Origin of the sequence: Flavobacterium sp. UBA4854, from assembly GCF_002399805.1 — a bacterium.
GTDB lineage: Bacteria > Bacteroidota > Bacteroidia > Flavobacteriales > Flavobacteriaceae > Flavobacterium > Flavobacterium ginsengisoli.
Map to the genome: position 1 here is coordinate 1 of NZ_DHEI01000068.1, position 14,545 is coordinate 14,545.

General features: G+C 32.3%; 14 protein-coding genes and 2 pseudogenes. 8 read left to right on the forward strand and 8 right to left on the reverse strand.

Annotation, left to right across the window (positions count from 1 at the left end):
- Positions 1-213, forward strand: a pseudogene (locus B3J44_RS09580) (LTA synthase family protein); the annotation flags it as partial.
- Between the two features lie 264 nt (positions 214-477).
- Positions 478-1,167 (forward strand): DUF4304 domain-containing protein, encoded by a 690-nt coding sequence (locus tag B3J44_RS09585; RefSeq protein WP_286968079.1) that lies wholly within the window; start codon positions 478-480, stop codon positions 1,165-1,167.
- A gap of 46 nt (positions 1,168-1,213) precedes the next feature.
- Here B3J44_RS09585 and meaB read toward each other — a convergent pair whose 3' ends face one another.
- From meaB to B3J44_RS09600, 3 genes are all read right to left on the reverse strand, one after another.
- Positions 1,214-2,311: a methylmalonyl Co-A mutase-associated GTPase MeaB gene (gene meaB, locus B3J44_RS09590; RefSeq protein WP_286968080.1), complete on the reverse strand. Its 1,098-nt coding sequence runs from the start codon at positions 2,309-2,311 to the stop codon at positions 1,214-1,216.
- A 244-nt stretch (positions 2,312-2,555) separates the two neighbouring features.
- A complete protein-coding gene (locus B3J44_RS09595; protein WP_286968082.1) occupies positions 2,556-3,197 on the reverse strand; it encodes an NAD(P)-dependent oxidoreductase in 642 nt (213 codons plus the stop codon).
- 58 nt (positions 3,198-3,255) lie between these two features.
- Entirely contained in the window at positions 3,256-3,663 is a 408-nt protein-coding gene (locus tag B3J44_RS09600) for an RrF2 family transcriptional regulator (protein ID WP_113679775.1), read from the reverse strand.
- Positions 3,664-3,917: 254 nt separating this feature from the next.
- On the opposite strand from B3J44_RS09600, the gene B3J44_RS09605 reads away from it, so the two are divergent.
- Together B3J44_RS09605 and B3J44_RS09610 are read left to right on the forward strand one after the other, a co-directional pair.
- Positions 3,918-4,829, forward strand: a complete 912-nt coding sequence (locus tag B3J44_RS09605; RefSeq protein ID WP_286968084.1) for an AEC family transporter — start codon at positions 3,918-3,920, stop codon at positions 4,827-4,829.
- A gap of 112 nt (positions 4,830-4,941) precedes the next feature.
- Positions 4,942-5,580 (forward strand): peroxiredoxin, encoded by a 639-nt coding sequence (locus B3J44_RS09610; RefSeq protein WP_198858320.1) that lies wholly within the window; start codon positions 4,942-4,944, stop codon positions 5,578-5,580.
- A gap of 172 nt (positions 5,581-5,752) precedes the next feature.
- On the opposite strand, the gene B3J44_RS09615 is transcribed toward B3J44_RS09610, so the two are convergent.
- The 4 genes from B3J44_RS09615 to B3J44_RS09630 all read right to left on the reverse strand — a co-directional run bounded on the left by B3J44_RS09615 (position 5,753) and on the right by B3J44_RS09630 (position 11,011).
- Entirely contained in the window at positions 5,753-7,990 is a 2,238-nt protein-coding gene (locus B3J44_RS09615; protein WP_198858321.1) for a cation:proton antiporter, read from the reverse strand.
- Between the two features lie 214 nt (positions 7,991-8,204).
- Positions 8,205-9,551 (reverse strand): adenylosuccinate lyase, encoded by a 1,347-nt coding sequence (gene purB / locus B3J44_RS09620; RefSeq protein WP_198858322.1) that lies wholly within the window; start codon positions 9,549-9,551, stop codon positions 8,205-8,207.
- A gap of 69 nt (positions 9,552-9,620) precedes the next feature.
- Entirely contained in the window at positions 9,621-10,313 is a 693-nt protein-coding gene (locus tag B3J44_RS09625) for a sterol desaturase family protein (RefSeq protein WP_286968086.1), read from the reverse strand.
- Positions 10,310-11,011, reverse strand: a complete 702-nt coding sequence (locus B3J44_RS09630; protein WP_286968088.1) for an SIR2 family NAD-dependent protein deacylase — start codon at positions 11,009-11,011, stop codon at positions 10,310-10,312. The genes B3J44_RS09625 and B3J44_RS09630 overlap by 4 nt, the downstream gene beginning before the upstream one ends.
- 129 nt (positions 11,012-11,140) lie before the next feature.
- On the opposite strand from B3J44_RS09630, the gene cysC reads away from it, so the two are divergent.
- The 4 genes from cysC to B3J44_RS09650 are packed head-to-tail and all read left to right on the forward strand — an operon-like array spanning position 11,141 to position 14,090.
- Complete coding sequence (gene cysC / locus B3J44_RS09635; RefSeq protein WP_286968181.1) at positions 11,141-11,704, forward strand: adenylyl-sulfate kinase; 564 nt, start codon at positions 11,141-11,143, stop codon at positions 11,702-11,704.
- 4 nt (positions 11,705-11,708) lie between these two features.
- On the forward strand, positions 11,709-12,398 hold the full coding sequence (locus tag B3J44_RS09640; RefSeq protein WP_286968090.1) for an aspartyl/asparaginyl beta-hydroxylase domain-containing protein: 690 nt from the start codon (positions 11,709-11,711) through the stop codon (positions 12,396-12,398).
- A 1-nt stretch (position 12,399) separates the two neighbouring features.
- Positions 12,400-13,368, forward strand: coding sequence for a sulfotransferase family protein (locus B3J44_RS09645; RefSeq protein WP_286968092.1), 969 nt, complete (start codon positions 12,400-12,402; stop codon positions 13,366-13,368).
- A gap of 59 nt (positions 13,369-13,427) precedes the next feature.
- Positions 13,428-14,090: a TrmH family RNA methyltransferase gene (locus B3J44_RS09650; RefSeq protein ID WP_286968094.1), complete on the forward strand. Its 663-nt coding sequence runs from the start codon at positions 13,428-13,430 to the stop codon at positions 14,088-14,090.
- An 80-nt stretch (positions 14,091-14,170) separates the two neighbouring features.
- Here B3J44_RS09650 and secA read toward each other — a convergent pair.
- A pseudogene (secA, locus tag B3J44_RS09655) lies at positions 14,171-14,545 on the reverse strand (preprotein translocase subunit SecA); the annotation flags it as partial.

Genomic DNA, 14,545 nt, shown 5'->3' on the forward strand with positions numbered 1-14,545 from the left:
ATGCAGTTTAATGACATCAATGCTTTCAGGGTAGAAAATCAAGTTGTGATTATGCAGCCAAATTTGAAACCATTGCAATTTGAAATCAAAAACGATACAACTTTGATTCCTGTAAAATTAAATGAAGAATTAGCAAAAGATGCTTTGGCGCATGTAATTACAGCGGGAAACCTCTATAAGGAAAATAAATATAAGCTTAGAGCAAAGAAATAAAGATGCTAAGATACTAAGTTGCTAAGGTTCTAAGTTTTGTCAAATTGAGCGAAGTCGAAATGCTATATAGTTCTTCAACTTCACTCAAACAAGAAACCTTAGCAACTTAGAACCTTTTTTTAAAATATAATTTTAATAACTCAGAAGCAGCGACAAACAATGAAATTTCATTGTTTGTCGCTGCTTTTTGTTTATTTCAAAAAGCAGAGTAATTTTGTGCTGTAAATTTTTACAAAAAGTATGGATTGAAAATGAAATAAGAAAATGAAAACGAAAGAAATATTTGAAATTGGTTGCCAAAAAATTACAGAAATATTGTCTCCACAAGGTTTTAAATCTACAAAGAAAGGACAGGTTTTAAGAAAAAAATCTAAAAATGGAGAATTTGTATTTGAAATTTATTTCCAATCTAGTATGAGAAATTGGTCAGGGAGTGTTGTAATTTGGCCGCATATTTCAGTATCATCGTTATCGCTTAAAAAATGGCAAAATGAAAAATACAATTCAGAAGAAGAAAGTGGATTAATTTTTTCAACTAAATTAGAAAACATAACACCATTAAAAAACAAAAATACTGATTGGAATATTGCCCTCGCAAATCAGGATAATATTATACCAAAGCTATGTGAGTTGATTGAAAAATATGCTGTTCCTGTTTTTGAAAAATTTGAAAATTTAAACAATTTATTAAATGATATTGCCGATAATTCTTTAGTATTAAATGAACACTTTGATACTAAACATCAAAATTTACCAATAGATTTTTTGATATATTACGGAAGTATTGATTTTGCCCAAAAAATCTTTGATAATTATCTAAATGAGCAAAAACTGCATAATAAAGCAAAACGAGTTTTTGAAGAAATGGAAAAAACTGGTGAATGTGCAATTAAGTTTGTTACGGATATAACTATGGAGAAAGCATATCTCAATAACTTAAAAATTAATGATTAAATTATTGTAAACTAAATAAAAAAAACTCAGAAACTTAGAATTTCAGTTACTTAGAGTCTTTATTAAAATACAATTTTAATAACTCAGAAGCTGCTGCAAAAGATGAAATTTCATTGTTTTGCACTGCTTTTTTGCTTTCTTCTAAAAGGGAAATGATTTCTGGCTGATTATAGAAATTTTGTTTTAGCTGTTCGTTGATAGTTTCCATCATCCAGAAGTGGTTTTGTTCATTTCTTTTTTCTTGGAAAAATCCTGTTTCTCTCGTCATTTCAAAATAATCAGAAATCGTATTCCAGACTTCAGAAATTCCATCTTTTGTTAGAGAACTGCAAGTAGTAACTTTAGGTTGCCAGTTCGATTTTTTTGGAGGGAACAAATGCAAAGCACGATTAAATTCCAATTTCGCCTGATTTGCTTTTTTTATATTATCTCCGTCCGCTTTATTAATGACAATTGCATCTGCCATTTCCATAATACCGCGTTTAATGCCTTGAAGTTCGTCGCCTGCACCAGAAATTTTTAAAAGTAAAAAGAAATCGACCATACTGTGAACCGCAGTTTCGCTTTGGCCGACACCAACAGTTTCGATAATAATAGTATCAAAACCTGCGGCTTCACAAAGAATAATAGTTTCTCGAGTTTTGCGCGCTACACCTCCCAAAGTTTCTCCAGAAGCACTTGGTCTTATAAAAGCATTTTCATCTTTAACCAATTCTTCCATACGGGTTTTATCGCCCAAAATGCTTCCGTGAGAAAGCGAACTGCTTGGATCAACTGCCAAAACCGCCACTTTTTTTCCTAATTGAGTTAGATGTTTTCCAAAAGCTTCAATAAAAGTACTTTTTCCAACTCCTGGAACACCTGTAATTCCAATTCGAACTGATTTATTGGCATAAGTTAAACAGCCTTGAATGACTTCACTTGCTTTTTCAAAATGATCAGGATTGGTGCTTTCAATTAAAGTAATGGCACGACTTAAAGAAGTTCTATTTCCTTCTAAAATGCCATTAATTAATTCTTGAGAAGTTGGTTGTTGTCTGCGTTTGCTTTTAATTTGATTGATAGCCGAAATATTGGTGATTTCGGGGGATGAAATTCCAGCTTTTTCAGAGATGCTTCCAGTTTGTTTATTAGAATTTGACAAAACGCACTTTTTAGAAATGTAAAAGTACAGAAAACAAAGACAGTTTCAAAAAGTTAGTTTGCCACGAATTACACGAATTACCACTAATTTGTTATTCTCAAAAGGAGTAAAAATAAGTTTGCCACGAATTACACAAAATTTAATTAATTTTTATTCAAAATAAGCAAAAGAATAATTCGTGGAAATTTGTGTAATTTGTGGCAAAAAACTGAGAATCTTAGTGCCTCAGAATCTTAGAAACTTTTTAGTAACCAGCTGTAAAACGCACTTGATGATGTTTTGGAGTTTCTACTTCGTCAGCAATAACAACTGCCAAATCTTCTACAGAAAGAATGCTTCTTTGCTCGTCATTAAAAACAGGATTTTCTAAACCTAAACGATATTTTCCAGTTCTTCCTGTTTTAGTTCCAGCATGCATTTCGAAAGCTGGACTAAAGAATGCCCAATCCAAGTCTTTTTCTTCTTTAATAATGTTTAAATAATGTCTTGCAGCATTTGCACCAGGGAATATCTCTTTTGGGAAATCTGGAGTATCAACCGCTTGTAAATCTGGAGCAACATATAAACTTCCTGCACCACCAATAGTGATAAAACGTTTTACACCCGATTTTTTAACTGCTTCTTGAATAGCTTTAGAACCTGCTAAAAAGTCATCGTAAATATTTGGGTTTGTCCATCCTGGATTATAAGCATTGACAACAGCATCGTGACCTTTTAAGATTTCTGCCAAGGCATCAACATTAAAAATATCTGCAGCAACCCAAATAGCGTTTGGGGTGTCTTTTGGAGTTCTTGCAATAGCAGTGATTTCATGTTTTCTGTCTGCTAATTCGTTTAAAATTGCTGAGCCAACAAATCCTGTAGCTCCAATAAGTGCGATTTTCATAATATATAAATTTATTTAGTAATAAAAAATGTTACAGTTTTGGATAAAAAAATAGTTTTTAAAATTGATTCGAAAAATCTTCCAATGAAATCCCTTCAAGCTGTGCGCTCACTTTCTGATTCATTTCGCTATATAAATTCTCCAAATGCTGATTGATGTTTTTTCCAACAGGACAATCAGGATTTGGCTGATTTTTAGCAAAACCTAAACCAATCGTTTCAAAGGTCATTTCGAATATTTGTTTTAAAGTCAGTTCAGCAGCGTTTACTGCCAATTTTGTCCCGCCATTTTTTCCTTCTTTACTTTCTACGATATGATGTGCTTTTAAGTTGGCAATTTCTTTTCTGACCAATACTGGATTAAGATTAATACTTCCCGCAATAAACTCCGATGACAAATAATCATTTGGGAATTTATGGAGCAAAGTAAGAATGTGAATCGTTATGGCAAATTTACCTGAAATCATACTGTAATAAAATATGTTACAAATTTACATGTTTTTGCAACACAAAGTACTAATTTAACTAATTTTTGGTAAAAACAGATTACTTGAATGTAAAAATTGATTGTTAATTATTTGAAAGTGAGTGGTTTTTGGTGTAATGTTATAGGTTTAACAAAAGAAAATCAATAGTTGTGATTCCTTTAAAAGGGTTAATTACTATTTTCTTTTCACTTCTCACAAAATGGAAATAACTATTTTTGCTGTAATCTTATCATATGAACAACTTTATTTTAATATTTCTCTTTCTTTCGTTAGGTCTAGTTTTACAACAAGTAAAACAATTTCCTACTCATATTTATAAGACGCTTAATAAAATTGTTATTTATTTCTGCCTTCCTGCCATTACTTTATATCATATTCCGAAAATAAAATGGAGTAATGAATTATTGTTTCCGATAGGTGCGGGGTGGATTACTTATATTTTGGCTTTTCTATTTTTTCATTTTTTAGGAAGAAGAAATGGCTGGTCGAATAAATTGATAGGATGTTTGATTCTAACGGCAGGATTAAGCAACAGTTCTTTTCTTGGTTATCCAATTATAGAAGCTTTGTATGGAAAGAAAGGTTTAGTAACTGCCGTTTTGGTAGATCAGCCAGGAACTTTTGTAGTGGTTTCAACTCTTGGTGTTTTTACGGCTGCTTTTTATTCTAAAGGAAGCCCGAATGCATTAGGAATTTTCAAAAAGATTATTTTATTCCCGCCTTTTATAATGTTCGTTTTGGCATGTTTGATGAATATTTTTGATTATCATTTAAATGACAATTTTGAATCTATTCTGCTAAAAATAGGAAGTTTGGTAACACCTTTAGCTTTGCTTTCGGTTGGCTTGCAATTGACTTTTGATCGAAAAAGCCAACATTGGAAATTTTTACGTCTAGGACTTTTCTTTAAACTGCTTTTAATTCCTTTTGTCATTTTTGTATTGTATGTTTTTATTTTTAATCAGCATTCTGAAGTAATAAAAATTACCATCATGGAAACGGCAATGGCACCCATGATTACAGGTGCAATCTTGGCTTCAACATACGGATTAAAACCAAAACTAAGTAGTATGATGATTGGTTTCGGAATTCCGATTTCCTTTGTAACGCTTGCTTTTTGGTACTTTGTTCTCGCTTTTATTTAGTAGTAAAATACTAATTATATCGATAAAGTAGAATTTTAACTTTTTTTAAGAAAATCAATGTTTTCTATATGCTTTTTTTGGTTAATTTTAGAGGAACTAAAAAAGATAAATTATGTCAACACTAAGATTAGGCGATATAGCACCAGATTTTCATGCAGAAACGACGCAAGGACCTATTAACTTTCACGAATGGTTAGGAGATTCTTGGGGTGTTTTATTTTCGCATCCAGCAGATTTTACTCCGGTTTGTACTACTGAATTAGGAACTGTAGCGAACTATGTTCCAGAATTCAAAAAAAGAAATACTAAGGTTATTGCTTTGAGTGTAGATGGCCTAGAGTCGCATAAAGAATGGATTAAAGATATCAACGAAACTCAAAATACAGAAGTGAATTTCCCAATCATTGCAGATGAGGATAAAAAAGTAGCAAATCTGTACGACATGCTTCATCCAAATGCAAGTGACAAATTTACAGTTCGTTCTGTTTTTGTTATCGGACCAGATAAAAAAATCAAATTAACGCTGACTTATCCAGCTTCTACAGGAAGAAATTTTGACGAATTACTTCGTGTAATTGACAGTTTACAATTGACTGCAAATTATAGTGTTGCAACTCCTGCAAACTGGAAAGATGGAGAAGATGTAGTTATTGCACCAGCAATTCCAGACAGTGATATTCCAGCTAAATTCCCAAAAGGACATACACCAATCAAACCTTATTTGCGTTTGACACCGCAGCCGAATAAATAATATTCTGAGTTTCTAAGTTTCTGAGATGCTAAGATTCTAAGTTTTTTTCAAAATAATGAATATAAAAAGCGCTAAAATTTCATAACGAAATCTTAGCGCTTTATTTTTTACGAAAGTTTAAAAACTGGCAAGATAAAAACTTAGCATCTTAGTGTCTTAGTATCTCAGAACCTTATTTCGCTGCCAACAAAGCATTCATTTTTTTCTTGTCTCCTACAACCCAAAGAATATCATTTTTCTCTAAGATTAAACTAGATTCTGGATTTAGAATACGATTTCCGTTTCTTTCAATTCCTACGACCATTCCGTCTGTTTTGGCTCTAAATTGTCCGATGCTTTTTTGAATGAATTCGTCTTGAGAAACTTCAAGCTGACGTAAAACAATATCAGTTTCTTCTACTTTTGCAGGTGGTTCTGTTTCGTTTTGAGTTAAGAATTTTGTGAATTCTGCAATTTGTGCATCGGTTCCAATTACGCAAATTTCATCGCCAGGAAATAAACGTTCGGTTTTGGTAGGAATAGGAATGGTGACTTCTCCTCGTTTAATGTAAGCGATATTAATTCCCAACTGCTCACGAATTTTAAGTTCTTGTAAAGTCTGACCCACTAAATTGGATTCTTTTTTAATTTCAAAGAAAGACATGTGTCCATCCCAAGGCATTAAATTAGCATATCTTCTGTCGATCTTTTTATTTTCACGATCGTTGAAGTTTTTCAAAAAGTGATTTTCAATTTTATGATATTGCTCGTTTAATTTTTTAGGAAAAATTTGATAAGCCCCAATGGCAATAATCAATGCTACAAAAGCAACCAAAGGAGAGAAAAAGATATTTAATAAAAACCCGACAAAGAACAAGCCAAGACTCATTCTGATCAAGATAAGCATTAAAAGTGCGCCACGATATTTTCGCTCTTCCCAAAGAGCTTCAACTTCATCTACTTTTACACGACGAAGCGAAAGTGCCCACAAAAACGGTGCAATTGCAACTAAAGTCAATAAAGCCGCCAAAGTATTTCCGAATCTTGTATCTGCAACCAATGGCGCAACAAATTTTGATGATAATAAAATAATCGCTGTAATAATAATGGTGTGAAGAATAATTTGTGTAATCGAAGAACGAAGTACAATCTGCCAAGTGCTTACAGATTTGATGGCTTGCGCATTCACACTATATCGGTTAATGTTTTTAACCCATTTTTTAGGCATTTTTGACTCTAGAAAGAAGGCAAAACGCTCTGAATATTTAATTAAGAATGGAGTAGTAAAAGTGGTAATTGCAGATACGGCAACAATAATTGGGTATAAGAAATCACTTGTAACTTTTAAAGTCATTCCAAGAGTTGCAATAATAAAAGAAAACTCTCCAATTTGTGCCAAACTCATTCCCGTTTGAACAGATTGTTTTAATGGCTGACCAGAAATTAAAGCTCCGATAGAAGAACTGAATGCTTTTCCGAATATGGTTAACAAAGTGATTATAGCAACAGGAAGCGCATAATTTACCAATGTTACAGGATTAATTAACATCCCAACAGATACAAAGAAAACGGCTCCAAAAAAATCTTTTACGGGCTGAATTAAATGTTCAATTTTTTCAGCCATTGTCGTTTCAGCAATAATAGATCCCATAATAAAAGCACCTAATGCAGGAGAAAAACCAACATTTGATGCAAATATTACCATCATTAAACATAGTGCCAATGAGATAATCAGCAGCATTTCATCAGTTAATAGATGTTTTGCTTTTTTAAAGATTGTCGGAATAATAAATATTCCTCCTAAGAACCATATGATTAAGAAGAAAATAAGTTTTAAAACAGATTGCAGTAATGCTGTTCCTGAAACCTGGTCGCTTACCGCAATAGTAGATAATAAAACCAACATTAAAATGGCAACAATATCTTCTACAATTAAAGCTCCGAAAACAATTCCAACGAATTTTTTTCCTTTAACTCCTAATTCATCAAAAGCTCTGATAATAATAGTTGTGGACGAAATAGAAAGTGTTGCTCCCAAGAAAATACTATCCATTTTTCCCCAGCCCATCCACTGTCCGACGCAATACCCAATTATGGTCATAAACATAATTTGCGTTATGGCCGTGACAGACGAAGTCCCTCCAACTTTCATTAGTTTTTTAAAGCTGAATTCGAGTCCTAAACTGAAAAGCAAAAATATCACCCCGATTTCGGCCCAAACTTCGACACTTTTCATATCGGTTATTGATGGGAAAAAATCAAAATGGTTTCCAGCTAAAAAACCTGCAATCAGGTAGCCTAAAACCAAAGGTTGTTTCAATCTTCTAAATAATAGAACGGCAATTCCGGCAGTCATTAGGATTAAACCTAAATCACTAATTAAAGGTTGTAAGTGGTGTGTAGTTTCAGCAGCGGCGCTTAGTGCAATCATATGTGGCATTTTGGTTTTCGGTGAGCTTGATCCAGCTTTTCACTTAAAGTTTTTTGTTCAACTCTTGCTTTCTGAACAAAAGGCTTTTTTTGTGTAATTCACTGAACTCCAACGAAAATAAAGCTAAGTGAAGTAATCTGGACTACTCCGAGTTAAATAAAAAAAGCTATCTCGATAAAGATAGCTTTTTTTGGTAAAATATTTGGTGTTTTTCTTAAATTCCTGTGTAGTTGCTAGGCGTTATTGCTAATAATTCTGCTCTAACAGCGTCTGAAACTTCTAAAGTTGCAATGAAGTTATGAATTGCATTTTTGTCAATCGCTTCGTTGGTTCTAGTCAAACCTTTTAGAGCTTCATATGGGTTTGGATAAGCTTCACGACGTAAAATTGTTTGGATAGCTTCTGCTACAACTGCCCAGTTTTTCTCTAAATCTTCAGCAAATTTACCTTCGTTTAAAAGTAATTTATTTAAACCTTTCAAAGTTGCCTCAAAAGCAATAATAGTATGTCCGAAAGGAACACCAACATTACGTAAAACAGTACTGTCAGTTAAATCACGCTGTAATCTTGAAACTGGTAATTTAGCAGCCAAATGCTCAAAAATAGCATTTGCAATTCCTAAGTTTCCTTCAGAGTTTTCAAAATCAATTGGATTTACTTTATGTGGCATTGCAGATGAACCAATTTCTCCTGCTTTGATTTTTTGTTTGAAATAATCCATTGAAACATACGTCCAGATATCACGATCTAAATCGATGATAATAGTGTTGATTCTTTTTAAAGCATCAAAGAAAGCAGCAAAATGATCGTAATGCTCAATTTGTGTTGTTGGAAATGAATGTTTTAAACCAAGATCTGTTTCAACAAATTTATTTCCGAATTGTTTCCAGTCAATTTGTGGGTATGCTACGTGGTGTGCATTAAAGTTTCCTGTTGCTCCGCCAAATTTAGCTGCAAACGGAATATTGAATAACAAACGCATTTGCTCTTCTAAACGCTCAACAAATACCAAAATTTCTTTCCCTAAACGAGTAGGAGAAGCTGGTTGTCCGTGTGTACGCGCTAACATTGGGATGTCTTTCCATTCAACGCTTAATTCTTTTAATTTTGCAATTACAGCAATTAAGGTTGGCATATAAACTTGCTCAAACGCTTCTTTTGTAGAAAGCGGAATAGCAGTGTTGTTAATATCTTGAGACGTTAATCCGAAGTGAATGAACTCCTTGTATTGAGATAAACCTAATTTTTCAAAAGCATCTTTAATAAAGTATTCAACCGCTTTTACGTCGTGGTTAGTTACTTTCTCTGTTTCTTTAATCCAAAGCGCATCTTCTGTTGAGAAGTTTTTGTAGATGTTTCTCAAGCTTTCAAATAAGCTAGAATCAATACCTTTCAATTGAGGCAATGGAATTTGGCATAATGCAATGAAGTATTCCACTTCAACCAAAACGCGGTATTTTATTAAAGCTTCTTCAGAGAAGAAAGGTGCTAAATTTTGAGTTTTATTTCTATATCTTCCATCAATTGGAGATATAGCATTCAATTCGTTTAGAGTAGTCATTGTGATGTTGTTTTTTCGAAAGGTGCAAATATAAGCTATTGTTAAAACTTCTGAAAGCTATATTCGTGCTTAAATTATGGTTTTAAAAATTTTATCCCAAATTGTAAAGTAAAAACCGTAGTTGCGAGATTCATTTTTATGATGATCATTATGGAATCTAGTAGTCGAAATCCATTTTGTAAAGTAATTACTGTACCAGAAAGAGGGAAAAATGTCTTTTTTTAAATGTCCAAATATCCCATAAGATAGATTTAGAACTAGATAAATAATGATACTCAAATAATTAAACTTCAAAATCGTAATTAAAAACAGCCAAATAAATCCAAAACCTAAAGTTTCAATAGGATGTAGAACATACAAACTGTAAACATTGGTTTCTACATGTGTATGATGCAGCTTATGAATTGGATACATCCATTTTAAGTGATGAACTAGAAAATGAAAAATAAACATGAAAAAATCCATTACTACAATTAATAATAGCGTATCAAAAAAGATAAGCTGTATTGATGCTGAAAAATCGATTTTCATGATTCCGTAATGATACAGTTCAAAACCTATTAAAGTTATAAATGTATTACAGATCAATGTAGAAAGCACCCATTTTCGATCTTTATTCTTTAAAAAAGTGTTTTCTGGTTCCAGAATTTTTCCAATTAAAACAGATAATCCAACTAACACTGCATTTTCTATAAAAAAGAAAATAAAGAGCCAGAAGATATTGAATTGAGTTAATTGCTGTAACCAGCTTTCAAAAATCATGTTGTTTTTTCTAAGGTCAATAATTTTTCTCTCATATCGGCAACCCCTTCAGAAGCAAATTTTGCAATTGTTTCGACTTTATTTCGGAGATTCGGAATCGCAATTGGTTTTGGATCAATATAGAAAACTGGTGTTGTACTTGGTGTATAAGCAATTAATCCAGCAGCTGGATAAACTTGCAGTGAAGTCCCGATTACAGCAAAATAGTCTGCAGTTTCAGTTATGTCAATAGCTTCTTCGAGTGCAGGAACTTCTTCGCCAAACCAAACAATATGCGGCCGTAGTTGATGCCCGTTTGTATCTAAATCTCCTGTATGCAAATCTTCAGTCCAATCTAAAATTAGATTTTTATTCTGCGTACTTCTAACTTTTAATAATTCGCCATGCAAATGTAAAACGTTAGAACTGCCTGCGCGTTCATGAAGATCATCGACATTTTGAGTGATAATTTGCACATCGAAATCTTTTTCCAATTCGGACAAAATAATGTGACCCAAATTCGGATTTACTTCTTTAAGTTGTTGGCGTCTTTTATTATAAAAATCCAGCACCAATTCCTGATTTTTGTTCCAACCTTCTGGAGTGGCAACTTCCATAACATCATGTCCTTCCCACAATCCATCGCTGTCACGAAAAGTTTTAATTCCGCTTTCGGCGCTAATTCCTGCTCCTGTTAAAACAACAAGTTTCTTTTTCATTTTTGTTTATTAAAAGATAAAAATAGTGATTTCTATCTTTAAAAACTTAAGAAATAGCAAGGATTGGCGATTCTTTTTACAAGAAAATAATCCGTATTTATACTCTTTGTCTCTCATTTTGAATTACTTATTTTTAATGATGCGTTTAAAAAAAGTGATGTTAAAATGATTTTAATTCAGTTTACAGGTTTATCTGGTTCAGGAAAAACGACGTTGGCAGAAAATGTCAGACATCTTTTGCTTCAAAATAATTATGAAGCCGAAATCGTAGATGGCGATATTTACCGACAGACAATTTGTAAAGATTTAGGATTTTCTAAGGAAGATCGTTGTGAAAATGTTAGACGTCTTTTTAATTTGGGTCGAAATCTAATTGAGGAGAAAAAGATAGTTCTCATGTCGGTTATTAATCCATATGAAAACCTTAGAAATGAATTGAGATCTTTTGAATTTGTGAAAACGGTATTTTTGGATTGTGCCATTAGTAATTTGATCGAAAGAGATCCAAAAGGATTATACAAAAAAGCATTATTGCCCGATAATGATCAAAATAAAATTAGAAATTTTACAGGAATAAGCGATGTTTTTGAAATTCCTAAAAAAGCAGATTTAGTTTTAAAAACAGATGCTGAAACGGTTTCGGTTTCTACCAATAAACTCTACAATTTTATACTTAGCAATTTAAATTCTTAAGGTTATGAATCCTTCTTCTTGCCAACTTCCAATTTCTTTTTCCATAGAAAAACTGCAAAATGATTTAATGACTTGCGAGACTAATTTGTGGACACCACACTTTAATACCGATCGATACGAAGGAAAATGGACAAGTGTTTCTTTACGATCACAATCAGGATTAGAAAATGATATTCTTTCTTTTCCGAATAAAGAATATAAGAATACGCCTTTGCTTGACGATTGTTCTTATTTTAAGGAAATAATGGATTGGTTTCAATGCGAAAAAGAAGCCGTGAGATTATTAAGACTCGGACCTCAAAGTGAAATTAAAGAACATGTTGATAATGACACTTCTTATGAAGATGGTTTTTTCAGGATTCATGTTCCTATTATTACCAATCCTGAAGTTTATTTTTATGTAGATCATAAATTGGTTCCAATGAAAATGGGGGAGTGTTGGTACGCCAATTTTCAATTGCCACATAGCGTAGAGAACAAAAGTGAAGAACCAAGAATTCATTTAACTGTAGATTGCATAAGAAATGAATGGTCAGATCAGTTGTTTTCTAAAATGGGTTTTGATTTGAATGATGTATCAAGAAATGAATATTCAGAAGAGGTAAAACGACAAATTATAGCAGAGCTCTCTAGAAATCCTTCAGAAATTAATACGAAGATTATTGCCGAACTTCAATCGCAAATGAACTCATAAAATGGAAAATGTAAAAGACCTTATTTCAAATTGGATTCCAATTAAATTGATTGAAAATGATAATCAGGTTTATTTCGAATGGCTTTATTTGGCAGATGTGCCTTTTATAGATCCTTTTTTTGATGAAACTATTGCGAAATGTCAAAGTCATAGTTATAATTCGAAGCAATTTAAATTTATTAGTACAATACAAAATAGTATTGATTGGTCTAAAGAATTAGATTTTGTTGAGTTAAAGGGATTGGTTTTTCATGTATCAAGATGCGGATCTACTATGTTGAGTCAGTCTCTTGCAACTTCTTCTGAAAATATAATGGTTTCTGAAGCCTCTATAATCGATCAGATTCTAAGAACTGACGCTTTTGATGAGGATACTAAAACGCTTTTACTGAAATCAGTTTTGAAATTCTTAGGTCAGAAAAGATTTTCCGAACAAAAACATTTAATTATAAAACTAGATGCTTGGAGTGTTTTTAAAAGTTCATATTTAAGATCGATTTTTCCTGAAATTCCTTTTGCGTTATTGTATCGAAATCCAGGAGAAGTTTTAAGATCTCATCAAAAGATGGCGGGCATGCATATGGTTCCTAATATAATTCCGTTAAGTGTTTTTGGAATTACTTCGGCGGAAAATGAAAAAATAAGCTTTCGGCAATATCAAGTTTTGGTTTTAGAAAAATATTTTCAAAGTTTTCTAGATTTTTATGAAATAGACCAAAATGTAATAATGCTCAATTATAATGACGGAATGAAAAATGTTATAGAACGATTTGTAACTTTTATTAATGTCGATTATTCTGAGAACGAACTAAATGTGATGTTGGAACGTCTTAAAAGACATTCTAAAAATGAAAGTGCAGTTTTTAATGGAGATTCGTATAAAGATGATGTTTTGTCTGCCAATTTATCTCAGCTCAACGTTTTGCACGAAAAGCTTAATGCCAATTTGATTGAAGATTTAGCTGACTGAAAATAAGGAGAAGACTTCTTTCTCTTTTATTTATTATTTTTGCGCCAAACATAAATAAAATGATTGATTTAGATTACCTCGCATTCTTAGAAAATATATTGACAGAAAATAGAAAAGCTAATTTTTTAAAAGTACTAGAAAATAGAACAAAACATTTTACAGTTGCAGTAGAAGATGTTTATCAGATGCATAATACAAGCGCTGTAATGAGAAGTTGTGAAGTTTTCGGAATTCAGGAATTAAATGTAATTGAGCAGCGTTTTGGAAAAAGAATCGATAAAGAAATTGCTTTAGGAGCGCAAAAATGGGTTGACATTAATCGATTTGATTCGGTTTCTGGTTGCCTTTCTGATTTAAAAAGTAAGGGTTATCAAATTATTGCGACAACTCCGCACGAAAAAGATTGTATGCTAGAGGATTTTGATATTACAAAACCAAGCGCATTATTCTTCGGAACAGAAAAAGAAGGATTATCACAAGAAATTATGGACAATGCCGATGGTTTCTTAAAAATACCGATGGTTGGTTTTACAGAAAGTTTAAATATTTCGGTTTCAGCAGCGATTATCATTCAAAACTTAACGAATAGACTTCGTAGATCTGATATTGATTGGAAATTGACTGATGAAGAAATTTTAGTAAAACGTTTGCTTTGGGCGAAAAACTCTATAAAAGATATAAAACGAATTGAAGAACGTTATTATCAAGATAATCCCAGATAATTTGTGGCAAAATAAAAAAACAAAAAAATCCCCGACTATATTAATAATCGGGGATTTTATATTTAAAATTGGATTCTTAATTAGTTAATCAAAACCCAAGTTCCAGCTGCAATTAAAGCTTCAGCTTTTTTGTATTTCATTGTTTCTGTTTTACCAGTAGCAATTTCTTGAACAACAACAGTATCGTTTCTGTTGATTTTTGGCATATCTCTAACGATAGTTTCAGTAACTTGACGCTGTTGAGTTTCTCCAGCTTCACGGTTGATGCTTTCGCTATTTGGAATTTCGTCTTTACTTAATTGTAAATTTTCTTTTGGACGAGCCACTTCTCTTGCTTCGTGAATTTCAGGAACGTTTTGAGCTGGTAAATCACCTTTAAATAAGAATGAAATTACTTCTTTGTTAACGTTATCCAACATTCCTCTGAACAAGTTGAAAGCTTCTAATTTGTAGAT